We start from the raw sequence: 24115 nt of genomic DNA, 5'->3' as shown, positions 1-24115 counted from the left end.
AGCCTCGATCCGCAGATGAACCTCGTCGTAATGCGGCGCGTGAAGAAGGAAAGTGCCTCCTGAGCTGGGATGATGGGTGTTGCGACGCACCGATCAACCCGGCTCGAGAGAGGCACTTTCAGTGCGAGTCTGTCACAGGTTCACCGCCGACTCGGCGCGCTTCGACGAGGATAATCTCGTGTCGGACGCGGGCCTGGTGCCGCTGCTCGGGCTGGCCGAGCAGACCGGCCTGGCAGAGATCATCGCCGGGAAGGTGTCGATCAAGACGCCGCGGGTCAAGTCGGGCTCGGCGAACCCGGCACCGAAACTGCTCACCGTGATCGCCAGGATGTGCGCCGGCGCGGACAGCATCGATGATCTGGACATGCTGCGCGCGGGCGGGATGCCGATCGTGTTCGACGACGTGTACGCGCCCTCCACCCTGGGCACGCTGTTGCGGGAGTTCAGCTTCGGACACGCCCGCCAGCTGGAGTCGGTACTGCGCGAGCACCTGTGCGCCCTGGCCGCACGCACCGGGGTGCTGGCCGGGGTTGACAAGCAGGCGTTCATCGACATCGACTCGCTGCTGCGCCCGGTGTACGGGCACGCCAAGCAGGGCGCCTCCTACGGACACACCAAGATCGCCGGCAAGCAGGTGCTGCGCAAGGGCCTCTCGCCGTTGGCCACCACGATCAGCACCGAGCAGTCCGCACCGGTGATCGCGGGGATGCGGCTGCGCGCGGGCAAGACCGGCTCGGGCAAGGGAGCCGGGCGCATGGTCGCCCAAGCGATCGCCACCGCCCGCACTGCCGGCGCGACGGGGAAGATCCTCGTGCGCGGCGACTCCGCCTACGGCAATCGCGCAGTGGTCCGCGCGTGCCGGCGCGGCAAAGCCGAGTTCTCCCTGGTAGTGACCAGGAACCGGGCCGTCCAACGCGCCATCGCCTCCATCCCGGACACGGCCTGGACCCCGGTGCGCTACCCGGGTGCGGTCCAGGACCCCGACACCGGAGCGTGGATCTCCGACGCCGAGGTCGCCGAGGTGCCCTACACCGCGTTCGCCCACACCCATGACCAGTTCAGCGCACGGCTGGTGGTGCGCCGGGTCAAAGACGCCCGCTACCCCGATGCGCTGTTCCCGGCCTGGCGCTACCACCCGTTCTTCACTAACACGGGCCTGTCCACCGTGGACGCCGACATCGTCCACCGCCGGCACGCGATCATCGAGACCGTGTTCGCCGACCTGATCGACGGCCCCTTGGCCCACCTCCCGTCCGGCCACTTCGGCGCCAACTCCGCCTGGGCCCTGTGCGCCGCGATCGCGCACAACCTGCTCCACGCCGCCGGCACCCTCGCCGGCCCCGCCCACGCACGCGCCCGCGGCGCGACCCTGCGCCGACAGCTGATCGGCGTCCCCGCCCGACTGGCACGACCCGCCCGCGCACCCGTGCTGCACCTACCCAGCCGCTGGCCCTGGGCGCCGGCATGGCAACGGCTCTGGGACCACACCATCGGCCACAGCCCGCCGGCCACAGCCTGACCCACCCCGCCGGCACCCGGCCCGAGAGCACACAACCGTGGAAGAGCTGGACAGACCAGCGACTCCCGCACGCCTCGAGCCAGGTCGCCATGATCACCTCACGGGCCAAGATCACTACCAACGCGGTTCTGCGGATCGAGGCTTAGTACTCCAGCCGCACTTCGTTAGGTGATCTTCCGCTAGGCTCTGATCTTGTGCAGTTGGAGGAGGATCTTGAGGCGTGGGCCGGTGGCCTGGACGGGCTGTTCGGGCTGGTCGCGGGCCGGTTCTTCCGGACCGAGCCGCGGCGGCGGGCACGGGCATACGTGCGTGGGTTGCTGGCGCCGTTGGCGGGAAAGAACGGATGGACGCTGGCCGAGGTCGCCGTCGACACGACCCCGGACGGTATGCAGCGGCTGCTTAACTCCGCGGCCTGGGACGTCGACGGGGTGCGCGATGACCTGCGGGACTACGTCGTCGAGCATCTCGGGGAGCCCGGCGGGGTACTGGTCGTCGACGAGACTGGATTCCTGAAGAAGGGCACCAAGTCTGCGGGGGTGCAGCGCCAGTACTCGGGCACCGCGGGTCGGGTGGAGAACTGCCAGCTCGGGGTGTTCTGCGCGTATGCGACCAGCAAGGGCCGCACGCTGATCGACCGCGAGCTCTACCTGCCCAAGTCCTGGACCGGAGATCGGGAACGCTGCCGGGCCGCGGCGGTGCCCGACGACGTCGAGTTCGCCACCAAGACCACCCTGGCCAAGGACATGCTCGGCCGCGCCCTCGACGCCGGTGTCCCCGCAGCGTGGGTGGCCGCGGACGAGGCATACGGGCAGGACTACAAGTTCCGCTCCTGGTGCGAGCAGCGTCGGATCGGCTACGTCGTCGCCGTGCCCCGAAGCCAGTCCATCCCGTTGTCCCCCGACGCCGACATCTCCCAGATCAGCGGCACACGACGGGCCGACGACCTGGTCGCCCGCGCTCCCGAACGAGCATGGAAACGCCGCTCAGCCGGCCCGGGAGTGAAGGGACAACGGCTCGACGACTGGGCCGTGGCCTCGCTCTATCCGCCCGAGAACGCCCCCGCCGGGTGGGGGCGCTGGCTGCTGGTGCGCCGCCAGATCCTCACCGACACCCAGACCGCCGCCGGCGAGGACTCCGAGTTGGCCTACTACCTGTGCGCCGGCCCGCCCGGCACCACCGACGACGACCTCATCCGCGTCGCCGGGACCCGCTGGACGATCGAGGAATGCTTCCAGACCGCGAAGAACGAAGTCGGACTCGACCACTACCAAGTCCGCCGCTACGACGCCTGGTACCGCCACATCACCCTGGCCATGCTCGCCCACGCCTACCTCTCAGTCACCGCGGCAATCGCCCCACAATACCTGGTCACGAGCTCATCCCGCTCACCCTCGCCGAACTCCGACGTCTCCTGGCACCTCTGATCCACGTCCCTACCCAGGCCCTGTGCTGGGCCTGGTCGACCTGGCGACGACGACACCAACACCGCGCCCGCGACAGCCACTACCGGCGACGACGACATGCAATCTAACGAAGTGCGGCTGGAGTATTAGAGGTCATTGCAGAAGTCCGGGAGCGGGTACCGGGCGCTCCAAGGGGGCGGTGGGAGCATCGCGGGCATGGCGAGGCCTCGGGTGACGACGAAGACGAAGATTTTCCGGATCGAGATCGTGCTGGTCGATGTCGAACCGACCGTGCGACGGGTGGTCGAGGTCCCGGGTGAGGCCAGTCTCGCGGTCCTGCACGAGGTCGTGCAGGACGCGATGGGCTGGACCAACTCCCACCTGCACGAGTTCGAGATCGACGGTGTCCGTTATGGGATGCCGGATCCGGACTTCGACACCGGCACGCTCGACGAGGCCAGGACGAAGCTGTTCCGGGTGCTGACCGCCGGACAGGACGCGGGCTATGTCTACGACTTCGGCGACAACTGGCACCACGTGCTGGTCGTCGACGCGGTCGCCGCCCCGGAGCCTGGGGTGCGTTACCCGCGTTGTGTCGAGGGGCAGGGTGCGTGTCCGCCTGAGGATGTGGGCGGGGTGTTCGGCTACCCGGAGTTCGTCGACGCGCTCACCGACCCGGAGCATGCTGAGCACGTCGAGCGGGTCGAGTGGTGGGGCTCGGACCGGTTCGACCCGCACTACTTCGACCTCGCCGCCACCGACCGGACGCTGGAGCGGCTGGCCTGGGCGCCGCTGGCCGGGTCGAGCCCGACAGCGCGGTCCTGATCTCCTGAGACGGGTCGTCAGGGCAGGCGGCGCAAGCAGGTCAACGCGCACGCCAGCTTCAGCAAGGCCTCGATGCTGGTGCGGGAGCGTTCATAGCGCAGCCCGAGCCGCCGAAACGACAGCAGCCAGGCCATGGTGCGTTCCACCACCCACCGGACCCGGCCCAGCCGCTGGGAATCCTCGACCCCGCGGCGAGCGATCCGCACGCCGATCCCGCGCCCGGTCAGGTAGCGGCGGCAGCGCGGGTAGTCGTAGCCCTTGTCGGCGTGCAGCTTGCCGGGACGCCGCCGCGGGCGTTCGGCCTGGCCGTGCCGTTCGCGGACGCCGGGGTTGGTGTCGAGCAGCTCGGTCAGCATCCGGCTGTCGTGGGTGTTCGCGCCGGACACGACCGCGTGCAGCGGCAGGCCGTTGCGGTCGCAGAGCACGTGGTACTTCGACCCGGCCTTCCCACGGTCGGTCGGCGAGGGTCCCGTCTGTTCGCCGCGGCGTTTGGCGCGCATGCTGACCGAGTCCACCGCGGCCCGCGACCAGTCCAGAACCCCAGCCTGGCCGAGCCGATCAAGGACCACTCGGTGCAGCTCATCCCAGACCCCCGCCCGCTGCCAGTCGCGTAGCCGTCGCCAGCAGGTGGTCCCTGATCCCAGCCCAGCTCGGGCGGCAGGTCGTTCCAGCCGATCCCCGTGGTCAGCACGAACACGATCCCCGCCAGCGCGGCCCGGTCCGGTACCGGTGGCCGGCCCGTCCGCGCGCCTCGCCGACGTGGCCGAGGCCGGGGAAGCAGCGGCTCAATCAGTTCCCACAGCTCGTCGGTGACCAGTCGTTCGACCGTCGATGCCCTTGCCATCGATCCCGAGCATCACCCGACCGAATCCATCTACATAGGACCGACACGCCTCCGACTTCTGCAACGACCTCTCAGCAGCACGAGCCCGGGCTCGTGGTCGGCGCGGGTGGACAGCCGGGGCAGGGCCTCGGCCGCGTGCTCTTCGCTCCAGGCGGGGTCGAGCAGGTCGGGCCCGAGATTCCCGCGCTCGGCGCCGGGACGCCGCCGGTGCCGCTGCACCCGGGCGCGGTCGAGTTCCACCGGTCGGTGCCCAGCCCGGCACGTCCTGCTCGTGAAGCCCGCGCTCCGCTCGTGACGTCGTCGCGGGCCAAGCGCGGCTCCGCGGTGCGGATGCTCCGAGCCATCGTCCGGCCCACCTCGGTGAGCTCCGGACCGGACGGCTCCACCGCCTCCTGACTACGGACAAGGCTCGCGTGTGGTTTGTCCCCGATCCGCTCATGGCCGCGTGGCCCGAGATCGCGGGCGGAACGCCTGCGGCGTGGCCTGTCGGCCCGGTGGCTTCGCACGGCCGGTCTCACGTTCCAGGGCGCTGGGCATCGCCTGCGGCGACAGCCCTTCGGGCTGCCCTGGAGCGTGAGCCTCGCCGGCCGTGCCGGTGCGCCCCAAGGGGCGGCGGGGGACAGCGCCCCGCCACCCCTCACGGGGTTCCCGGGCCGGCAGGCCCTCCAGATGTTCGGAGGCCACGATGGGCAACAGGAACAAGTCCACCACCAGCAGTACCGTTACGACGGAGACGATGGGCGAGGAATCCGCAGGGCGCGGGTTCTCCTCGGTCGGCAGCATCGCGATTCGGGTGGCGGGGTTCGTGCCGACGCGGGTGGATCTGCGGTTCGCGGGCACCCCGCAGGTCCAGTTGGGGGTGTCGCTGGGGACGGTCTTGGTTTACATGTCGACCCATCTGACGGCATCGACGATCGCGCAGAAGTGGGCTTCGGCGGCGCCGCTGGCACGGGGGTTGTCGCAGGCGTTGCCGGTCGAGCGGCGCGCGGTGATGGCGTCGGGTCCATGGTTGTTGTCGGCGATGGTGCGGTTCGCGGGGATGCCGACGGTGAATGCCGATGTGATGACTGCGCAGCCGGGGCGGGAGTTGCCGACGATGCTGCGGATCCAGGTCGGCCCGGTCACCTGGGAGCTGGCTGACGCGGTGGCCTACACCTCGATGCTCAACGCGTGGCGGATCGCCGCCGACGTGCTCGCGACGCCCGGCGGGGAGGCGCCGCCGGTGTGATCGCGGTTGTGGATAACTCGGCCCGGCCGCTGGCGCGGCCGGGCCGTTCTACGTCAGGCTCTGTGGCTATGGAGTGGCGGGTAGGGGTGTTGCGGTCGGGGGCGGAGAACGTCGTCTGGACCGACCACGGCGCGGGTTCGGACTGGCAGAGCGCCCGTGACGATGCGGTGGAGGCGTTGTACGAGCGCGCCGTGCGGGAAGGGTTGGGGGAGTACAGGATCCAGGTCGGGGAGCAGGAGGGGTACACGTGGCCGGGGATGACCGAGGCCAGTGAGCTGGACCTGTCGATCATCCGCGACATCCTGCCGCGCCAGTACTGGTCGGCGTAGTAGGCGGCCGAGTGTCCTCGCGAGGCATTTCGGCCGTCCGGATACCCACGGGTATCCCCACGCTTACTGCTGTCTCCATCGGGTCACCATGGCGCATGGGTGTTGATCGATCGGAGACGTGACCAGCACCGTTGGTCATGTTTGATCACCGCCGCCCACCTGCGTAGATCGAACTCAGGACCCGTCAGGTTGCCGGTTCGAGCCCGGCCCGCCGCACAACTAGCCTTCTGACCTACGTAGACGTCGCACAGCTGGATCATCGCTACCCGTTGAATGATCGTTCTGGGGCAGGCTTGGGGCAGCTTGCTCCTTGAGTGCGTCCACGACGCTCGCCCACTGCGAATCCGCCAGGTGCGGGTAGCGCTGCGTGGTCGCGATCGACGCGTGCCCCGTCAGCTCCGAGATCCCCTCGATCGACACCTTCCGCGACTGCAGCAGCCACGACGCATACGTGTGCCGCAGATCGTGGATCCGCACATCGGTGTCCTTGTCCAGCAGGCGGATCAGCATCTCGGCGTCGACGGAGCGCGGTCAATGATGTTGCGCACGACAACAGTCATACGCATGGCGCACCTATCTCGTGGGCGGCCCGCCCTCGGGGCGGTCGGCGTCCTCGCCCCTCGCTGTCGGGTCCGACCCGGGGTCGGTGGCGTTCAACTCGGTGCGGAGGATCCGGCTCGATCGACCGACCGAGCGGGCCAGGTCGGGTAGCTTCTTCGCGCCGAACAGCAGCACGACGACGAGCAGCACGATCAGGAGCTGGGTCGGTCCAGGAGGGGTCATCATCGGTCCTTGTTCGCCGGGTGGATACCCAGCACGTGATGGAGGTAGAGCGACTGGGTCGCGGCCGCGCACAGCAGGAACGGCGGCACGACGACCGCGAGCAGGGGCGACACCGACGCCGGTGGGGGCGCCATCCCGAACATCGGGACGAGCGCGGTGAACGGCAACGTCACCCCGGCGGCGACGACCGCAGCCACCGTCAGCATCACCGGCCGGGCCGGTCGCCTGGCCCGGGTGTGCAGCAGGAGCAGCACCAGCATCTGGGACAGCACACCGTCCGTGAACCAGACGGCCCGGAAGGCCGCCTGCTCCTGCGGGGTGTCCGGGCCCAGGGACCACCAGATCAACCAGAACATGAGCAGGTCGAACACGACGCCAGGGTGGCCGAGCAGGTGTGCGCTCCACGGCGCGGGACCAGGACCAAGTCGGCGGCGTTCTCGGTCAGCCCGCGCGGGGAGGTCTCGAGGCCGCGGAGAAGGGCGAACGCGGCGTCAGCGTACCCGCGTAGTGCGGCCCCGCCGGGGGCGACGGTGCCGCTCGCGCGGGCACCCGACGGTGGGGGAGTGGACGGCGGGGCCCCGGCCTCCGTCGTCGGGTCCATCGCTCTCGCACCTCCGGGTCCGGCCACTGCAGCCGTGAGCGTCCGGGTACGGTAACACTTGCGTAACTGGCGCAAGTGTTTGGAGGAGCGGTGGACGAGCCGGTGGAGGGGCACCCCCTCGATCCCGAGCTGTTGACCGACGTCACGACGCCGTTCGGGATGCTCAGCGCGACCTCCCGGCTGCAGGTGGTCTGGCTGCTTGCGGCCGGTCCCAGCGACGTCGGCACCCTGGCCGGCACGCTCGGCCAGCCGGTCGCCGCGGCCGGCCAGCACCTCGCCGAGCTGAAGCCGGCCGGCCCCGTCCGCTCCCGTCGAGAGGGCCGACACCAGATCTACGCGATCGCCGACCCGCGTGCGGTCGAGCTCGTCCAGGCTGTGGTCGGCGCCGAGGCGGACCGCCGCCGTGCCGGTCGTTCGGGCCGGGCGCAGGGCATCGCGTGAGCCGGGGGGACGTACTCGGGCCCGGTCGCCCGGACCCGCACCCGGACGGCCCGGCAGCCCCGCCGCCCGGCCGGGTCGCGGGCCCGCCCCCGAGGCGTCCCGGGTCGGTGGACCGGGGCCGCAGGTCGGCGCCCCGCCCGGGCCGCCCGGCGCCGCCACCCGCGGCCCGCCCGGTGCCGCCGCCCGCCCGGCGTCCGGCCCCGCCGCCCGGCGGGTGGCCTACCACGCCACCACCGTCCCGGCCCGCGGCCCGCGGTGCGGCCCCCCGACCGGGTCCCGCCACCGCTCCGCCGTCCGGGCGTCCCCGGCGCGTACCCGGCCCCGGACGCGAGCCGGTGGACGCGGCCTCGACCGTCCCGGTGCGACCGCGGCCCGCGGCCGCCCCGCCGTGGCCACGCTCCACCGAACGCCCGCCGCGACGCCGGAGCCGGTCCCGAACCTGGGTGGCCGCGCTGTCCGCGACCGTCTTCCTGGCCACCGGCACCGGCTACGCGGTGCTCGGCGGGGACGGCGGTCTCGTCACCGCGGACATCACCGGCGGCCATGTCGCCGACGGTGCGACCGACATCCTGCTGGTCGGCAGCGACTCCCGGGTCGACGCGAACGGCAACCCGCTGCCCCGCGACGTCCTGGACGCACTGAACGCCGGCGACTCCGACGGCGAGCAGAACACCGACACACTGATGGTCGTCCGGGTCCCGGACGACCCGTCGCAGGGCGCTTCGGCCGTCTCCATCCCGCGGGACGCCTGGGTCGAGGTGCCCGGCTTCGGCAAACGCAAGATCAATTCGGCGCTCGCCCGCAGCGCGGCGGTGGCCCGGCAAGACCTCGCGGCCCGCGGCGTCACCGGCCCCGAGCTGGAGAAGGAAGCCAACGCGGCCGGCAGCCGGACGCTGGTGCAGACCGTCGAGCGGTTCACCGGCGTCTCGATCGACCACTACGCCCAGGTCAATCTGGCCGGGTTCGCGGAGATCACCCGTGCGCTCGGCGGGGTCCCGGTGTGCCTGCGCGCCCCCGTCGACGACCGGTACTCCGGCGCCGACTTCGACGCCGGCCCGCAGACCGTCGAGGGCGCAGCTGCGCTGTCGTTCGTCCGGCAGCGGCACGGCCTGCCCGGCGGTGACCTGGACCGGGTGCGCCGCCAACAGGCGTTCCTGGCCGGGTTGACTCACCGGCTGCTCTCCGCCGGGACGCTCGCCGACCCGACTGCCGTCGCGGCGCTGCTGCGCGCGGTGAACGGGGCCGTCGTGCTGGACCAGGAGTGGGACCTGGCGTCGCTGATCGCGCACGCCGGACGGCTGCGGGGGGACCGGGTCGAGTTCCGGACCGTCCCGACCGAACGCTCGGACCTGCGCACCGGCTCCGAGGGGGTCGCGGTCGAGGTCGATCCGGAGCGGGTGACCGCATTCTTCGCCGGGCTGACCGGTGCCGACCCGGCCGACCCGCCGCCGGTCGACCCTGCCGACACCGCCCGCGCCGCGGCGCCGGGCGGTGACTCGGTCCCCGCCGAGCCCGACGACGACGGGAACGCCGACCCCGGAGACGTGACCGGCGGGACCGCCGAGGACGACCCGCCGGCCCTGACCGCCGACGGCGTGCCCTGCGTGGACTGACCGCTGCCCGCCCCTCCGAGCCGAGGAGTCCCCATCTCAGAGATCATCGAGTTCTTCACGGCCGTCCCGTTGTGGGTGGTGGTCCTCGTCGCCGGGGTGGTCGCCCTCGGTGAGTGCACCCTCGGGGTCGGCTTGATCCTGCCCGGCGAGACGGTGTTGATCGCCGCCGCTATGGGCGTGGCCGACGTGCCGGCAGCGGTCCTGGTGATCGGAGTCGTCGCGGTCGCCGCCGTCACCGGGGACGCCATCGGGTACACGATCGGCCGCCGATTCGGCCCGCGACTACGCGAGACCGCCCTGATCGCCAGGATGGGTCGCGACAAGTGGGACCACGCCGCGCACATCCTGCGCCGGCACGGCACCTGGGCGGTGCTCGGCGCCCGCTTCCTGCCGGTGGTGCGGACGATGACACCGGCCGCGGCAGGGGCCTCGGGGCTGGGGATGTACCGCTTCCTGCCGGCCGCCATGGTGGGGGCGAGCGTCTGGGCGACGCTGCACATCGCCGTCGGCTACCTGCTCCGTGAGGCGGCGACGCAGTTCGAGCACGCCTTCGGCGTCCTGGGCTGGGCGGTGCTGGCGGTCGGGATCGTGGCCGGGGCGGCCGTGTGGGCGGTGCGTCGGCGCCGTGCGGCTCCCCGGCGCGCGGGAGGTCCGCGCGGAGGTCACCGCACTGCGGCCCGGCGTCGATGACAGCGGAATCGGTGACAGCGGCCCCGGTCCGGGTGACGAGCGGGTGGTTCCACCCCCGCGACCGGGTGGGCACGGCTGAACCGCGGTGCCGATCACGGTTGCGAGCCGGTCGGGCCCGGGTCGAGCGGATCCCGCCCCGGGCGCGGAGGAGGTCAGGCGCTGCTGGGGCGCCTCGCGCTGACCGTGTCGGTCGGCTTGAGGCGAGTGATCTCGATACGGGCGATCTTGTTGTTCTCGAACGTGAAGGTGATGGCCGCGAGCGGGTGCCCGCCGGGGGCGATGACCGCGGCGTCGGTGCCGTTGACGAGCATCGGGATGCTGGCATGAACCCGGTCGGTGAAGTAGCGGGTCTCCTCGGCCACGGCGCGATTCCCGACGACTTCGACGGCTCCGCCGTCGGGAAGCACCGCTGGATCGGCGGCCCGCACGACGTCAGGTGCCATCAGCGCAGTGAGGGTGTCGATGCGTCCGCCACGAGCGGCCGCGAGGAACGCGTCGACGATCCGCCGGTGACCTGATTCGTCTGAGGCTTCGGTGGATGCCGCGTCGGCTCCTTCGAGGCGCTGCCGTGCACGGCTGGCCAGCTTCTTCGCGGTCGTCGGTGTGGTGTTCAGTACGACGGCTACCTCGCCGAACGGTATGCGGAAGATGTCGTGCAGGACGTAGGCGACTCGCTGGGTGGCGGTGAGCTGGTCGAGGAGCACGAGGAGTGCACGTGAGATGTCTTCGCGCCGGAGGAACTCCTCGTCGGCGGCAAGCTGGTCACCGGGGATCGCGTCGGCCAGGAGTGGCAGTTCTCCGCGTCGTTCCCGTGATCGCAGCTGGTCGAGGCACACGCGCGCGGTCACGGTGGTGAACCAGGCGGCCGGGTTGTCGACCTGGGTCTGGGCTGCGCCGTCTGCGCGCAGCCAGGCAGTTTGCACGGCGTCCTCGGCGTCTTCGAGCGAGCCGAGGATTCGGTGGGCGAGTGAGAGCAGCCGACGCCGTGCCACCTCGAATTCGTTGGCCAAGTCCATATGAGCGGTCACCTTTCGGTCGTGCCGGGCGTCATGACGGGCGACCAACCAGACGTCGACAGCCCCAGCACGTAGGAGACACTCATGAGCGTACAGATCGTCCAGTTCGGCACCGAGCCTCAGCGAGTGGGCGAGGTCGAGGAGGCAATCAGGAAGCTGTTCGCCGCTCTCGAGGCGGCTGCGCCCACGGGCATCGAGTACACGGCTGCCCGTGTTGGGGACAGTTCGCAGTTTCTGCTCACGCTCGTCCTCCCCGATGCCGCTGCCAACCCGCTCCTCGAGGTTCCGGCGGCCGGGGAGTTCCTGGCCAAGGTGGGTGAGTGGGCCGGCGGCCCTGTGCCGCCGTCGACGCTTCACCTCCTTGGGCGGTACACCGCGTGAGCGACGTGGCTTCGACGGCGCTGCTGATCGTCACGGTCGTGTGTGTCGCCGCCAACGCCTTCATCGTTGCCGCAGATCTGGCACGGGCACGATTCGTGCTGGCGAACTCGGCCGAGGTCGGGTTGTGGCCTGAAGCTCTGCCCTTTCTCGCTGCCCTGAAGGGGGCCGGTGCGGTCGGACTGGTGGTCGGGCTCGCGGGCGTCGCCCCCCTCGGCCTCACTGCGGCAGTGGGACTGGTGCTGTTCTACCTGTGCGCGGTCGGAGCGCACGTTCGAGCGTCGGTCTTCCACAACATCGGGTTCCCGGTGCTCTTCCTGGTCTTGGCTCTGAGCGCGGTCACCTACTTCACCCTGGTCACGGCCTGACGCGGGTGGACGGAGCGACACGGCCCTCGTTTCCGAGCGCGACCGCGCCGTCGAGTGATCGCCTCCTCTCGTCCGGGCGCTCGGCGGCCGATCCGTTCCGGTTCCGTCATGCAGGGATGCGGCTCGTGTCGCTGCCGCCGCCTACCGTCCCGGCGCGGATTCCGGGGAGAATCGCCGAGCGCCGGGGGCGAGCATCGCCAGGAGCGGACCCACGAGTGACACTGCCGCACACACCAACAGGACCGACCCCAACCCGAACGCCTCGATCGCCGGAGCGATCAGTGCGAGGCCGAGCGGGGCCAGGCCGTAGGACAGCAGGAAGTCCAGCGACGACACCCGGGCCAGCTTCGACGGCTCGACCTCGCGCTGCACGGCGGTGAACCACGGGACGTTGAACAGCTCGATCCCGATTCCGCACACCACGTAGGCGCCGACCACGACCCACACCGGCAGCGGGGTCAGCAGCGACAGCGGCGCGACGGCGTAGACCGCGAGCCCGGCGAGCGCGACCCGGCCGCGCGCCACGGGCCGCCACCGCGCGACGATCACCGCGCCGACCAGTGCCCCTGCGGTGTAGCCGGTGAGTGCGGCGGCCAGCACCGCCGATCCGCCGTAGTTCTCGCTGCTGACCAGCGGCAACGCCACCCCGGTCGCGGAGTAGCCGGTCGCGATCACGGCGGTCAGCGCGCCGAGCCCGGCGAGGAACCACGGGTGCCGGCGTGCCTCGGTGAGTCCCTCGGTGAACTCGGCGACGAACCCGGCGCGGGGCCCGGCGGGCACCGGCCGGTGCGTCCCCGGCCCGGGGACGACGGCCGCGACGACCCAGAGCGCGGTGATGCCGAGCGTGACGCCGGAGACCGGGAGGACGGTCGCGACCAGTGCGGTCATGGCCGGTGCGACGAGGGTGGTGCCGCGCACGGCGAACGTCATCGCCGCGTTCGCCTCCTGTCGCCGGTCGCCGTCGACGATCTCGGCGACCAGTGCCTGGAATGCCGGGCGGCAGGCGCCCTGCCCGACGCCGGCGAGCGCGCACCCGGCGAGCAGCAGGGCGATCCCGCCGGCGCCGGTCAGGGCGAGCGCGGTGGCCGCGGAGCCGGCCGCGGCGAGCGCGCCGGACCAGGCGACGGTCGTCCGGCGGGAGTAGCGGTCGGCGAGCACACCGCCGGCCGGCATCGCGGCGAGGAAGCCGGCCGTGCGCACCCCGAGGGCCAGTCCGAGCTCGACGGCGGTCAGCACCCCCTGGACGACGCCGAGGCCGAGCACGAACGGCAGCGCCCAGGTGGCGAGGCCGGACGCTGTCGTCCCGGTCCAGAGCCGCAGGAACGCGCCGTCGCGCAGGACGGTCCGCGCGCCCGTCACCGGCGGAACTCCCGCAGGTAGGCGCCGAAGCGCTCCAGTCCGTCGATGTTGCGGGGGCCGCTGATGCCCTCGTTGTAGTCGAGCACGAAGAAGTTCCGGTTCGCGATCGCCGGGACGCTGCGCAGCTGCGGCAGCGAGGTCAGGTAGTCGATCTTCTGCTCGGCGCTCTGGTCGCCGTAGTCGAGGATCATGATGATCTCCGGCTGCCGCTCGACGACGGTCTCCCAGCCGACGTCGGTCCAGCGGCCGTCGACGTCGTCGAGGACGTTGCGGCCCCCGGCGAGGGTGATGATGTCGTTCGGCGGCACCTGGTTGCCCGCGGTGTTGGGCCGGTCGGTGCCCGAGTCGTAGAGGAACACCGACGGTGGCGGGTCCAGTCGCGGCGCGGCGTCGGTCACGGCGGCGACCCTGGCCTGCATCCCGGCGACGACGTCGTCGGCCCGCTCGGGCACCCGGAAGATCGCGCCGAGCCGGTGCATGTCCTCGTAGAGCCCCTCGAGCGGCGCGACCCGCTCGGGGAAGCCGGGGTAGTTCCAGCAGGTCTCGGTGTGCATGAAGCTTCCGATGCCGAGCCGGTCGAGCAGCTCCGGGGTGATGCCGCGTTCGTCGGAGAACCCGGACCGCCAGCCCGCGACGACGAGATCGGCGCCCGCGTCGACGACGAGCTCGCGGTTCAGCAGGTCGGTGGAGAGTTTCTCGGTGGCGGCGTAGTCGGCGGCCCAGGGGGACTCCTCGACGGGCGGGTTCGCCGGCGGCATGACGTAGCCGCGCACCTTCTCGCCCAGCCCGAGGGCGAACAGCTTGTCGGCGCTGCCGGCCTCGTAGGCGACGGCGCGTTCGGGGGCGCGGTAGGGCACCGGCTGCGCGCAGCGGGGGACGGTGACGGTCTCCGCCGTCGACCGCTCGACCTGCGCGCCGCAGGCGGTGGCGGCGAGCAGGGTGGCGAGCAGCAGGGGTACGGCGCGGGTCGTGCGCACGGGAGGTCTCCTCAGGGGTCGGGACGGGCCGGGGTGTCCGGCAGGGCGTAGAGCAGGCGGGTCCCGCCGGTGACGGGATGGGTGACGACGTCGGCGCGCACGCCGAACACGTCCGCGACCAGCGCGGGGGTGAGCACCTCGGCGGGGGTGCCCGCGGCGACCAGCCGGCCGTCGGACAGCACGCCGATCCGGTCGCACACCGACGCCGCGAGGTTCAGGTCGTGCAGCACGACCAGCACCGTCGTGCCGAGCTCGCGCAGCAGGGCGAGCAGGCCCAGCTGATAGGAGATGTCGAGGTGGTTGGTCGGCTCGTCGAGCACCAGCACCTCGGGCGTCTGAGCCAGCGCGCGAGCGGCGAGCACCCGTTGGCGCTCGCCGCCGGACAGCGTCAGGACGCCGCGGTCGGCCAGGTGGGTGACGCCGACGCGGTCCATCGCCTCGCGGCAGATCCGCAGGTCGTCGGGGCCGGGACAGCGGTGCCCGGCCAGGTGCGGTGTCCGGCCGAGCGCGACGAGCTCGGCGACGGTGAAGTCCAGGTCGGACGCGTGGTCCTGGGTCATCGCGGCGACCCGGCGTGCGCTCTGGCGCAGGGGGCCGGTGGTGAGGTCCTCGCCGTCGAGCAGGACGGTCCCGCGCAGCGGGCGCAGCGTCCGGTAGACGCAGCGCAGCGCCGTGGACTTGCCGCTGCCGTTCGGGCCGACGAGCCCGACCACGGAGCCGGACGCGACGTCGAGGGACAACTCCCGGACGATCTCGCGGCCACCGGCGGCGACGGTGAGGCCGTCGAGCGAGAGGCCGGTCACCTACACGCCCCCGAACACGTAGCCGCGGCGGCGCAGCAGCACCACGAACACCGGGACGCCGACGAGCGCGGTCACCACACCGAGCGGCAGCTCCCGCGGTGCGACGACGGTGCGCGAGAGCAGGTCGACCCAGACCGCCAGCACCGCCCCGACCAGCGGGGCCAGCACCAGAACGCGGGCGTGCACGGCGCCGGTCACCATCCGCACCAGGTGCGGCACGATCAGCCCGACGAACCCGATGGCCCCGCTGACCGCGACCATCGCCCCGGTCATCACCGACGTCAGCACGAACAGCTCGCGCCGCAGCCGTGCGGTGTCCACACCGGAGCTCGCGGCGGTCTCGTCGCCGAGGGCGAGCACGTCCATGTCGCGGGCCCGCAGCCGCAGTGCCGTGATGCCCGCGAGCACCACGACGACGACCAGCGGCAGCGAGCCCCAGGTGGCGGCGCCGAACCCGCCGAGCGTCCAGTAGAGGACCGTCGCGGTCGCCTCCCCCTGCGGAACCAGGTAGATCAGCAACGCCATCGCGGCCTGGAACGCGTACGCCATCGCCACCCCGGTCAGGACCAGGCGCAGCGGGCTCGTCCCGCCCGGTCCCCGGCGCCGCGCGGTGACGTGCACCAGCGCCGCGGCGACCAGCGCACCGGCGAACGCACCGACCGACAGCGCGTAGATGCCCGCGACGGCCAGTGCACCGGTGACCAGCACCGACACCGCCCCGACGGCGGCCCCGGAGGAGATCCCGAGGACGAACGGGTCGGCGAGGGGGTTGCGGACGAGTGCCTGCACCCCGGCCCCGACCGCGGACAGCCCCGCCCCGACGACGGCGGCGAGCAGCACCCGAGGCGTGCGCAGCTGCCAGACGATCTCGTAGGTCGCGACCTCGTCGAGCCGGATCGTGCCGCCGGTCAGGGCGGCCCCGAGGTAGCGCAGCGTGTCGGCGGGGGAGACGGGGGCGGGGCCGAGCCCGATCGCGAGGACGACCGACGCGACCAGGGCCACGCCGAGCCCGACTGTGCATCTGATGAACATGATTGTCGTATGTAGTAACACCCGGGCGGGCGATCCGCCAGCGTCCGGAGCGAGTCGTGATGCACGCCGCGTCACCGTTGTCCGGCCCGGTCTCGAAATGATACCCATTTTCATTATGACGCAGAGTGTTCCCGTGACGCCGCAGGAGCTCCCGGCGCCGCTGCCGGCCGAGACCGTGTCGGCACTCAACCGGCCCGACGGCACCCTCCACACCACCCGCACCCGGCACTGGAACGACTGGGACCTCGAGGTCCCGCCCGGCGTGTTCCGCCCCGGCCTGACCAGCGAGATGATCGCCGACCGGGTGCTGTCGGGGGAGATCGAGACCCGCGGCCGCCGCTACCTCGCCATGGGCTGCGGCCTGGGCCTGGAGGTGCTCGCCGCAGGGGTGCGCGGGGCCGCGCACACCTACGCCGTCGACGTCCACCCGGCGAGCGTGGAGACCGCCGTCGGCCACCTCGACCGGCTCGTCGGCGGCACCGCGCGCACCGGGATCGTCGCCGACCTGCTCGACGGCGTCCCGGACTCCACGGTCGTCGACGTGGTCACGTTCAACCCGCCCGCGGTGAGCGTCCGGGTCGACGACGACCCCGACGTCGTCCGCAACGTCTGCGAGGGCGCCCCGCTGCTGCAACGGTTCTTCGCCCAGCTGGCGGTGCGCGACGTGCTCGCCCCCGACGGGGAGGTGTTCGTGATCGCCTCCAACACCGCCGACCTTCCTGCCCTGGTGGACAGTGCGCTGCGGCACGGTTTCGACGCCGGTCTGGCGCTGCGCCACGACTGGGGCGACGGTGTGATCACCCACCTGTTCCGCTTCACCCGTGCCGGAGGCACCCGATGACCCGCACGGTGGACGACCTGGTCGCCGAGGTGCTCGCCGGCGGGCACGGCCCCGACCCGGCGGAGCGGACCGCGACCAGCGTGTTCTGGGCGGGGCACGGCACCCGGCTGGCCGGCGGACCGGTGACCTACCGCAACCACTACGTCCTGGTCCGCAGCGGCGCCGCGTTCGGGGCGGCGTCGGCGCGGGCCGGTGAGCTCGACCCGGTCGCCTGCCAGGAGCTGTCCGGGAGCCCGCTCGCCGCGCTGCTCGGCGACGACGTGCCCGCCCCGGTCCGGACCGCAGCCCTCGACGCCTACCTCGCCGGGGTGCGGCCCTTCCGCGACGACCCGCGTGCGGAGCGGGTCGAGCTGCCCGCCGGTACGCCGGAGGAGCGCGCGCTGGCCCGCGACGCGGCCGTCGCCGGGTTGCTCGACGTGCCCGCCGGGGCCCGGGTCGCGCTGATCGGGGTGGTGAACCCGCTCGTCGCCGCGATCCGCGAGCGCGGCGCCGAGTGCCTGCCCTGCGATCTCGACCTGCGCACCACGCAGTGGGGCGACACGGTCTCCGGCTCCGCCGACGAGGTGATCGACGCCGCGGACGCCGTCGTCGCCACCGGGATGACCCTGGCCAACGGCACCTTCGACCCCATCGCCGCCCGGTGCCGCGACCGCGGCATCCCGCTGACCGTCTACGCGCAGACCGGGCCCGCGGTGGCCCGGGCCTTCCTCGGCGACGGCGTGTCCGCGCTGTCCGCGGAGCCGTTCCCGTTCTCCCAGTTCAGCGCGGACTTGACCGCGCTCTACCGGTACCGGGCGGCCTCGTGAGGCCCGGCCGGGGGAGCGCGCCGTGTCACCACGGTGAGCTGCTGCAGGGGTTCTTCCGGGACTCCGTCGGCGCGGCCCGGCCGGGGCTGGTCACGCTGCCGTCGCCGGTCGCGGGGGTGCGCGCGGAGTTCCGGCCATCGGGTACCGGCACCGAGGTGACGGTGCGGCCACCGGGCCGGGGCAAGGCCGCCCGCGCGGCCCGGCTGGCGCTCGACGCGGTGGTCGGCCCGGCGACCGGGGGCGGGCTGCTGACGTTGCACGGCGCCGTCCCGCCGGGGCTGGGGCTGGGCTCGTCGACGGCGGACGTGGTGGCAGCGGTGCGTGCGGTCGCCGACGCCGCAGACGTGCGGATCGCGCCGCCCACCCTGGCGCGTCTCGCCGTCGCCGCGGAGGCCGCCAGCGACCCGCTGATGTTCGAGGACGCCCGACCCCGGCTGTTCGCCCAGCGTGACGGCGACGTCCTGGAGGTTCTGCCCGGCGGGCTCCCCCCACTGCTGGTGGTCGGCTGCCTGCTCGACGGGGGACGGCCGGTGGACACCCCGGCCTGTCGCCCGCCCGAACCGCGGCCCGCCGTCGTCGCCACCTACGAGGAGCTGCGGACCGCGCTGCGCGCGGCGCTGGCCGCCGGGGACGCCGCCGGGGTCGCGCGCGTCGCGACCCGCAGCGCGCAGCTGCACCGCACCGACGGCGAGGTGGACCGGTTGCTGGCTGCGGTCGACGGCCCGGGAGTGCTCGGGGTGCAGATCGCGCACAGCGGCAATGTGGCCGGGGTGCTGCTCGCCCCGGGTGACGGCCCCGACGCGGAGCGGGTCACCGCGGCGTTGCGCGCGGCCGGGATCGTGCCCACCGGATGGTTCACCTCGGGCGGCGCGCGGCATCCACGACCGGTCGGGGCGCTCGGGGGCGCGTGGTGAGCGACGGCATCGACGCCCACGTCGCCGACGCCGTCGGCCGCCCCGACCTGGTCCGCCTCGACGACCGGCTGGTCTGTCTGCGATTCGAGACGATGAAGGTGCTCAGCGCCGACGCCGCGGTGCGCACGCTCCTCGAGACCGGTCGGATCGCTCTCGGCGACACCGTCGTCGACAGCTCCAGCGGGATCTACGCCTACGCACTCGCGCTCGCCTGCCACCGGCACGGCCTGCGCTGCCACATCGTCGGCTCGACCACCGTCGACGACGCTGCCCGGCTCCAGCTGGAGCTGCTCGGCGCCACCCTCGAACGGATGCCGCCCAGCGACGACCTGAAACTCGACCAGAGCCGCCGGGTGGCCCGGATTCGGGAGCTGCTCGCCGCCGACCCGCGGCTGCACTGGATGCGCCAGTACCACGACGACGTGCACTACCTCGGCTACCAGCCGGTGGCCCAGCGGCTGCGGGACGCGCTCGGCCCGGAGCCCTTGACCATCGTCGGCGGGGTCGGCTCCGGGGCCTCCACCGGTGGCCTCGCCCGGTACCTACGGGCCGGTGATCCACCACGGGACCCGACCCGGGTGGTCGCGGTGCAGCCCTTCGGCAGCGTGACGTTCGGCAGCGAGCACGTCTGCGACCCGGAGATCATCATCGCCGGCATCGGGAGTTCCATCCCGTTCGCCAACGTCGACCACGCCGTCTACGACGTCGTGCACTGGACGGGGTTCACCGCGGCACTGTCCGGGGCGGTGGCGTTGTTGCGCGATCACGCAGTCTTCGCCGGGCTCTCCGCCGGCGCCGCCTACCTCGCGGGCCGATGGGAACGCGACCTCGCCCCGGACCGGACGGTGGTGATCGTCGCCGCCGACACCGGGCATCGCTACGTCACCGACGTGTACGCCCGGCACACCGAAGCAGTACCGCTCGACACGCTCGCCCCGCAGACGGCGGCCGGCACCGATGAGCTCGCCCTGCCGTGGTCCCGGATGGACTGGGCCGGGGCACACGGACCTCCGGAGGCGCTCTCCGACGATCCCCGGTAGGTCGCGGTGGACATCACCGGGGCCGCTACGCGGAGTGAGGATCGGACCGGGAGCGTCACACGGTGGCCACACCGACGGTCGAGTCCCGGACGCTGAGTGTCGGTTCGAGCAGTACCGGCTCGACGGTCTCTCCGGCGAGGACGCGGTGCAGTGCCCGCGCCCCGGCCCGGCCCATCTCGAGCATGGGGGAACGGACCGAGGTCATCGGAACCGGGAGCCAGGCATCGAGCGGGATGTCGTTGTAGCCGACGACCGCGATGTCTTGCCCGACGGTCCGGCCGTGCTCACGGGCCGCGCCGATCGCGCCGATCGCGGCGAAGTCGTTGATGGCGAACAACGCGGTGATGCCCGGATGCCGGGTGAGCAGGCGGTCGGCGGCCGCATGGCCACCCTCGGCGTCGGGGGTCGACGGCTCGATGCGGCTGTCGGGGACCGGTACGCCGGCGGACAGGAAGCGCTCGACGAACCCGTGCGTGCGCTCGACACACGTACTGACATAGGTCGGACCGGCGACGACCCCGACCTCCCGGTGCCCGAGGGCGAGCAGGTGCTCTCCGGCGAGCCGTCCGCCGTGCACGTCGTCGGTGGTCACTGACGGATGGCCCCGCAGACGCCGATTGACCAGCACGTAGGGGACCCCGCGCCGTTGCAGTGCGCTGATCAGGTCGTCTCCGTCGAGGCGGGCGTCGCCGATGAGGAACCCTTCCACCCGCCGCGCCAGCATCTTCTCCATACGATCCAGCCTCAGGCCGGGATCGTCGTTGGAGTTCCCGACCAGGGTGGTGAAGCCGAGGTCGTGCGCGGCCTCGTCGGCGCCTTCGTAGATGCGGGCGAGTACGTAGTCGGTGAGCCGCGGCACGATGATGCCGAGCGCGCCGCTGCGGCGGGTCCGCAGGGCGGCTGCTGCAGGATCGGGTCGATAGCCCAGCTCGTCGGCGATCGCCCGGATCCGGGTGACCGTCGCCCGACCGACCCCGCTCGACCCGGCCAGCGCCCGGGACACGGTGGAGATGTGGACGCCCGCGCGCTTGGCGATCTCGGCCAGGGTGACCGGTTCGGACACGGTCACCGGCCCTCCGTTCTCGGGTTCGTCGTCGCGGAGCTTACCGACCGGCCCGCACGGGCGGCGTCAGGACGTCGGCTGGGAGCGCATCGCCGTGACTAGACCGCGGACTCGTACCGAGCGCGGATCCGGTCCCGGTCCGCGCCGGAGGCCAGCAGCAGGATCAGCTGCAGGCGCGCCTTGATCCCGTCCAGGGCGACGGCGCTGATCAGACCGTGTTCCAGCAGGTCACGCTCGGACCCGGGAAAGGCGTAGGTCGACTCGTAGACCTCCCCCGCCCCGGTGCGGCTGGCCATGACGACCGGGATGTGCTCGGCGACGGCGGCCAGCGAACCGACGATCGGGCTGGGCACGTGACCTCCGCCGAACGCCTCGACGACGAGCCCTGCGAAGCCGGTGACGTGCTCGGGGAGCACCGGCCCGGAGCCCAGGCCGACCCGGATGATCCCGACTGCGGGCAGCTCGGCCGGCACGGAGTCGGGCGAGCAGACCGGCTCGCGCCGGCGCGGGAGGAGCGGGATGCGTACCCGTCCCTCGACGACCCAGCCGACGGGCCCGGCGTTCGCCGAGCCGAAGCCGTGGACCCGTGAACTGTGCTGCTTGCGCACGAACCGCGGCAGGTGGATCTCGTCGGCGAACACGACCAGCGGCCCGGCCCCACGAGCCTCGGGTGACGCCGCGACTCGCAGCGCAGCGAGCAGGTTGCCCGGCCCGTCGGCGCCGGCGAGCCCGGCGTTGCGCATCGCCCCGGTCAGGACGACCGGTGGGGCGTCTCGGTCGAGGAGCAGTTCGAGCAGGTAGGAGGTCTCCTCCAGCGTGTCGGTGCCCTGGGTGACCACCACGCCGTCGATCTCCGGAGCACGTCGGTGGATCAGCCGGGCCAGGGCGACGACGTCGGCGACCGAGAGGTCGCCCGACGGGAACTGGCGGAACGACTCGGTCCGCAACGTCGCCACGTGCTCCGCTCCCGGGACCGAGGCGATCAATTCGTCCGGGCCGAGCCGCGGGACCGCGTCGTGACCGGCGGGGTCGGGAACCGACGCGATCGTGCCCCCCAGCGTCACGACGAGGACGCGCGGCAGCCGGTCACTCACGGGATTCCTCCGAGGGCGGTGGGGCGGGCCCGGCCGGGTACACGCACCGGCCGAGCTCGCGAGAACGGGGCGACGAGGCTCAGGGCAGCTCTCGGTCGAACGGGTACTTCGCGTTCTGCTCGAACGGGAACCGCTGCCGGAAGTCCTCCGCAATCGTCTCGAAGGTCTCGAACGAGACTCCCGGGTGCCGCAGGATGTGCTCGAAGAAGCGCTCGAGCATCATCAGGACCTGGGGCCGGCCCGAGACGTCGGGGTGGATCGTGATCGGGAAGATCGCGTAGTCGTACTCGCGGTAGACCCAGTCGAACTGGTCCCGCCACAGATCCTCGACATCGCGCGGATTGACGAAGCCGTGGCTGTTCGGGCTGCCCTTGATGAACATCATCGGGGGCAGGTCGTCGATGTACCACGAGAAGTTGATCTCGACGAGATCGATCTCCTTCCCCCGGACCAGCGGCTTCATCCAGTTCGCCGCGGGGCCCGACAGGTCGATCTTCGTCCAGCTGTCGCCGGTGCGCGCGTAGAACGGCTGGAAGTCGTGGAACGCCTGGCTGTGGTCGTAACGGAAGCCGTTCTTCATCAGGAGGTCGGCCGTGACCTCCGAGAGCTCGCACCAGGGGGCGATGTAGCCACGCGGCTTCTTCCCGGAGAACTTCTCGATCAGCTCGATCGACTTGTTGAGGACGTCCTCCTCCTGCTGGGGACTCATCGCGATCGGGTTCTCGTGCGAGTAGCCGTGCGCCGCGAGCTCGTGCCCGGCCTCGACGATCTGCTCGATGCGATGGGGAAACGTCTCGATCGAATGCCCCGGGGCGAAGAACGTCGTCGTCAGACCGTACTTGCGGTAGAGGTTCAGCAGCCGGGGCACACCCACCTCACCGGCGAACATGCCGCGCTGGATGTCGGCAGGGGAGTCCTCGCCGCCGTAGGAACCCAGCCAGCCGGCCACCGCGTCGATGTCGGCACCGACGCAGACCTTGATCTCCTTCGCCATGGGGCCTCCTTGCCTCGCATCCGTCGTCGTGACGCCCGCGGAGCTGCGGGTCAGCTCTGTGGCCCAGGCAACGCGAACGATTGCGCAAAATGTATGCGACCCGTCCCGCCCGGTCAACAGCACGGGCGTCGGTCGATCACCGGTGCTGAGGGCGGACCCTTGCGTCCCGGGGCGCCTCGCCGTCGGAGGGGGCGTCGAACGCGGAGGGGACGAAGGTGCGCAACGACCGTTCCAGGACGTCGAGGTCGAGCCGGTCGACGATGAAGATCATGCTGGGGCCCGTCGTGTCCGGGGCGCGGGCCGGCCGGGCCACCTGGGCCCCCATCGACTGCACCAGCAGTGGACCGTCCGAGGTCGGCACCAGCCCCTTGGTGCGGAGCAGTCGATCCGGATGGGCCCGAGAGGCCGCGTCGAGCCACAGCGCGTACTCGGCCCAGTTCGTGCCGGGAGCGAGCTCCACGGCCCATGAGCGCACGTCCGACGCGTTATCGGTGTCATCGAAGGTCTCGATCTCGGCGGCCCCGTTCCCGGTGGGTCCGCTCCCGTCGGACCGGGTCTCGGCGAGGGCGTGCTCGCACCCGTGCGCCGCACCGACGATCTCCGCTGTCGCGTTGAGCCGGCGGACGACCCCGGCGAGGTCGCCGACCTCCTCTCGGGTCGCGAGATCGGTCCGGGCGAGGACGACCCGGTCCGCGACGGCGACCTGTGACCGGACAGCGCGCCGATGCCGGAGGAGCCCGAGACCACCGACGCCGTCGAGGACCACGACCAGCGAGCGCAGCACGAGGTTCGCGCGGAGCACCGGGTCGGCGTCGAGTGCGTCCACGATCCGCTGAGGCTCGGCCACCCCGGACGTCTCGACGACCACGTGACGGATCTCGTGCCCGCCCGCCGGGCCCCGGTGCCGACGACCGACGGCGTCGTGCAGCAGGCCGGTGAGGTCGTCGAGCTTCTCGCAGCACAGGCAGCCCCCGACGACGGACTCGACCGGCGGTCCTCCGGCGCCGCCGGCGTCGCGCAGGATCAGGTCGTCGACGCCGGTCCTCGAGAAGTCGTTGACCACCAGCAGGTCGGCCGCGTCGCGCTCGTGCCGCAGGCGATGGCCGAGCCACGTGGTCTTGCCCGCTCCCAGGAACCCGCTGACGAGCGTCATC

28 protein-coding genes are annotated in these 24115 nt (G+C 72.2%); 15 read left to right on the top strand and 13 right to left on the bottom strand.

Going from position 1 to position 24115, the window contains the following annotated elements; translation table 11 throughout:
* The first annotated feature begins 121 nt into the window (after positions 1-121).
* From BM093_RS25810 to BM093_RS25800, 3 genes are all read left to right on the top strand, one after another.
* Entirely contained in the window at positions 122-1519 is a 1398-nt protein-coding gene (locus BM093_RS25810) for an IS1380 family transposase (RefSeq protein WP_093343151.1), read from the top strand.
* 200 nt (positions 1520-1719) lie between these two features.
* Positions 1720-2943 (top strand): IS701 family transposase, encoded by a 1224-nt coding sequence (locus BM093_RS25805; RefSeq protein WP_425439201.1) that lies wholly within the window; start codon positions 1720-1722, stop codon positions 2941-2943.
* Positions 2944-3153: 210 nt separating this feature from the next.
* Positions 3154-3747 (top strand): plasmid pRiA4b ORF-3 family protein, encoded by a 594-nt coding sequence (locus BM093_RS25800; protein WP_093351144.1) that lies wholly within the window; start codon positions 3154-3156, stop codon positions 3745-3747.
* 17 nt (positions 3748-3764) lie between these two features.
* On the opposite strand, the gene BM093_RS25795 is transcribed toward BM093_RS25800, so the two are convergent.
* Positions 3765-4591 (bottom strand): IS5 family transposase gene (locus BM093_RS25795; RefSeq protein ID WP_093351138.1). Its coding sequence is split into 2 segments (ribosomal slippage): positions 3765-4390 and positions 4390-4591, totalling 828 coding nucleotides; the frame shifts between segments, so codons are not numbered across the junction.
* 135 nt (positions 4592-4726) lie between these two features.
* Here BM093_RS25795 and BM093_RS36175 point away from each other — a divergent pair.
* The 3 genes from BM093_RS36175 (at position 4727) to BM093_RS25780 (ending at position 6148) form a co-directional block, all read left to right on the top strand.
* Entirely contained in the window at positions 4727-4987 is a 261-nt protein-coding gene (locus BM093_RS36175) for a hypothetical protein (RefSeq protein ID WP_177238708.1), read from the top strand.
* Between the two features lie 289 nt (positions 4988-5276).
* A complete protein-coding gene (locus BM093_RS25785) occupies positions 5277-5819 on the top strand; it encodes a hypothetical protein (protein WP_093351129.1) in 543 nt (180 codons plus the stop codon).
* A gap of 68 nt (positions 5820-5887) precedes the next feature.
* Entirely contained in the window at positions 5888-6148 is a 261-nt protein-coding gene (locus BM093_RS25780) for a hypothetical protein (RefSeq protein WP_143105521.1), read from the top strand.
* Between the two features lie 219 nt (positions 6149-6367).
* Here BM093_RS25780 and BM093_RS25775 read toward each other — a convergent pair whose 3' ends face one another.
* The 3 genes from BM093_RS25775 to BM093_RS25765 form a co-directional block, all read right to left on the bottom strand.
* Positions 6368-6658: a tyrosine-type recombinase/integrase gene (locus tag BM093_RS25775; protein WP_093351121.1), complete on the bottom strand. Its 291-nt coding sequence runs from the start codon at positions 6656-6658 to the stop codon at positions 6368-6370.
* A 63-nt stretch (positions 6659-6721) separates the two neighbouring features.
* Positions 6722-6931, bottom strand: a complete 210-nt coding sequence (gene tatA, locus BM093_RS38005; protein WP_093351116.1) for a twin-arginine translocase TatA/TatE family subunit — start codon at positions 6929-6931, stop codon at positions 6722-6724.
* On the bottom strand, positions 6931-7302 hold the full coding sequence (locus BM093_RS25765) for a hypothetical protein (protein ID WP_093351111.1): 372 nt from the start codon (positions 7300-7302) through the stop codon (positions 6931-6933). The genes tatA and BM093_RS25765 overlap by 1 nt, the downstream gene beginning before the upstream one ends.
* Positions 7303-7622: 320 nt before the next feature.
* Here BM093_RS25765 and BM093_RS25760 point away from each other — a divergent pair, with 320 nt between their 5' ends.
* From BM093_RS25760 to BM093_RS25750, 3 genes are all read left to right on the top strand, one after another.
* Positions 7623-7973 (top strand): ArsR/SmtB family transcription factor, encoded by a 351-nt coding sequence (locus BM093_RS25760; RefSeq protein ID WP_093351106.1) that lies wholly within the window; start codon positions 7623-7625, stop codon positions 7971-7973.
* A 443-nt stretch (positions 7974-8416) separates the two neighbouring features.
* Entirely contained in the window at positions 8417-9586 is a 1170-nt protein-coding gene (locus tag BM093_RS25755; protein WP_093351102.1) for an LCP family protein, read from the top strand.
* Positions 9587-9661: 75 nt separating this feature from the next.
* Entirely contained in the window at positions 9662-10276 is a 615-nt protein-coding gene (locus tag BM093_RS25750; RefSeq protein WP_093351097.1) for a DedA family protein, read from the top strand.
* A 152-nt stretch (positions 10277-10428) separates the two neighbouring features.
* Here the strand turns inward: BM093_RS25750 and BM093_RS25745 are convergent, their stop codons facing one another.
* A complete protein-coding gene (locus tag BM093_RS25745; RefSeq protein ID WP_093351092.1) occupies positions 10429-11292 on the bottom strand; it encodes a sigma-70 family RNA polymerase sigma factor in 864 nt (287 codons plus the stop codon).
* A gap of 84 nt (positions 11293-11376) precedes the next feature.
* On the opposite strand from BM093_RS25745, the gene BM093_RS25740 reads away from it, so the two are divergent.
* The gene (locus BM093_RS25740; RefSeq protein WP_093351087.1) at positions 11377-11673 is read left to right on the top strand and encodes a hypothetical protein; all 297 of its coding nucleotides are present in this window, start codon (positions 11377-11379) and stop codon (positions 11671-11673) included.
* Complete coding sequence (locus BM093_RS25735; RefSeq protein WP_093351082.1) at positions 11670-12038, top strand: DoxX family protein; 369 nt, start codon at positions 11670-11672, stop codon at positions 12036-12038. Before BM093_RS25740 ends, BM093_RS25735 begins: the two co-directional genes overlap by 4 nt.
* A gap of 141 nt (positions 12039-12179) precedes the next feature.
* Here BM093_RS25735 and BM093_RS25730 read toward each other — a convergent pair whose 3' ends face one another.
* From BM093_RS25730 to BM093_RS25715, 4 genes are read right to left on the bottom strand one after another with little or no spacing between them, the layout of a single operon-like run.
* A complete protein-coding gene (locus tag BM093_RS25730) occupies positions 12180-13397 on the bottom strand; it encodes an MFS transporter (protein WP_093351078.1) in 1218 nt (405 codons plus the stop codon).
* Positions 13394-14374 carry an ABC transporter substrate-binding protein gene (locus BM093_RS25725; RefSeq protein WP_093351073.1) on the bottom strand — a complete coding sequence of 327 codons (981 nt, stop codon included), beginning with the start codon at positions 14372-14374 and terminating at the stop codon, positions 13394-13396. The genes BM093_RS25730 and BM093_RS25725 overlap by 4 nt, the downstream gene beginning before the upstream one ends.
* Before the next feature lie 11 nt (positions 14375-14385).
* On the bottom strand, positions 14386-15177 hold the full coding sequence (locus BM093_RS25720; protein WP_093351069.1) for an ABC transporter ATP-binding protein: 792 nt from the start codon (positions 15175-15177) through the stop codon (positions 14386-14388).
* Positions 15178-16209, bottom strand: a complete 1032-nt coding sequence (locus tag BM093_RS25715) for a FecCD family ABC transporter permease (protein ID WP_218162924.1) — start codon at positions 16207-16209, stop codon at positions 15178-15180.
* 133 nt (positions 16210-16342) lie between these two features.
* Here BM093_RS25715 and BM093_RS25710 point away from each other — a divergent pair, with 133 nt between their 5' ends.
* The 4 genes from BM093_RS25710 to BM093_RS25695 are packed head-to-tail and all read left to right on the top strand — an operon-like array spanning position 16343 to position 19810.
* Positions 16343-17050: a class I SAM-dependent methyltransferase gene (locus BM093_RS25710; protein ID WP_245773802.1), complete on the top strand. Its 708-nt coding sequence runs from the start codon at positions 16343-16345 to the stop codon at positions 17048-17050.
* On the top strand, positions 17047-17856 hold the full coding sequence (locus BM093_RS25705; protein ID WP_093351053.1) for a Rossmann-like domain-containing protein: 810 nt from the start codon (positions 17047-17049) through the stop codon (positions 17854-17856). Before BM093_RS25710 ends, BM093_RS25705 begins: the two co-directional genes overlap by 4 nt.
* Positions 17853-18770, top strand: coding sequence for a GHMP family kinase ATP-binding protein (locus tag BM093_RS25700; RefSeq protein ID WP_093351048.1), 918 nt, complete (start codon positions 17853-17855; stop codon positions 18768-18770). Before BM093_RS25705 ends, BM093_RS25700 begins: the two co-directional genes overlap by 4 nt.
* 8 nt (positions 18771-18778) lie before the next feature.
* Positions 18779-19810 carry a pyridoxal-phosphate dependent enzyme gene (locus tag BM093_RS25695; RefSeq protein ID WP_093351171.1) on the top strand — a complete coding sequence of 344 codons (1032 nt, stop codon included), beginning with the start codon at positions 18779-18781 and terminating at the stop codon, positions 19808-19810.
* 55 nt (positions 19811-19865) lie between these two features.
* Here BM093_RS25695 and BM093_RS25690 read toward each other — a convergent pair whose 3' ends face one another.
* The 4 genes from BM093_RS25690 to BM093_RS25675 form a co-directional block, all read right to left on the bottom strand.
* The gene (locus BM093_RS25690) at positions 19866-20879 is read right to left on the bottom strand and encodes a LacI family DNA-binding transcriptional regulator (protein WP_093351043.1); all 1014 of its coding nucleotides are present in this window, start codon (positions 20877-20879) and stop codon (positions 19866-19868) included.
* A 92-nt stretch (positions 20880-20971) separates the two neighbouring features.
* On the bottom strand, positions 20972-21967 hold the full coding sequence (locus tag BM093_RS25685; RefSeq protein WP_093351038.1) for an asparaginase: 996 nt from the start codon (positions 21965-21967) through the stop codon (positions 20972-20974).
* Positions 21968-22046: 79 nt separating this feature from the next.
* Positions 22047-22961, bottom strand: a complete 915-nt coding sequence (locus tag BM093_RS25680; protein ID WP_093351034.1) for a polysaccharide deacetylase family protein — start codon at positions 22959-22961, stop codon at positions 22047-22049.
* Between the two features lie 136 nt (positions 22962-23097).
* Positions 23098-24114, bottom strand: a complete 1017-nt coding sequence (locus BM093_RS25675) for a CobW family GTP-binding protein (RefSeq protein WP_177238706.1) — start codon at positions 24112-24114, stop codon at positions 23098-23100.
* Position 24115: the final 1 nt, after the last annotated feature.

This window comes from Pseudonocardia ammonioxydans (genome assembly GCF_900115005.1).
Taxonomy (GTDB): domain Bacteria; phylum Actinomycetota; class Actinomycetes; order Mycobacteriales; family Pseudonocardiaceae; genus Pseudonocardia; species Pseudonocardia ammonioxydans.
The sequence above is the reverse complement of the archived record's forward strand: the minus strand, read 5'-3'. Positions and strand labels throughout refer to the sequence as shown.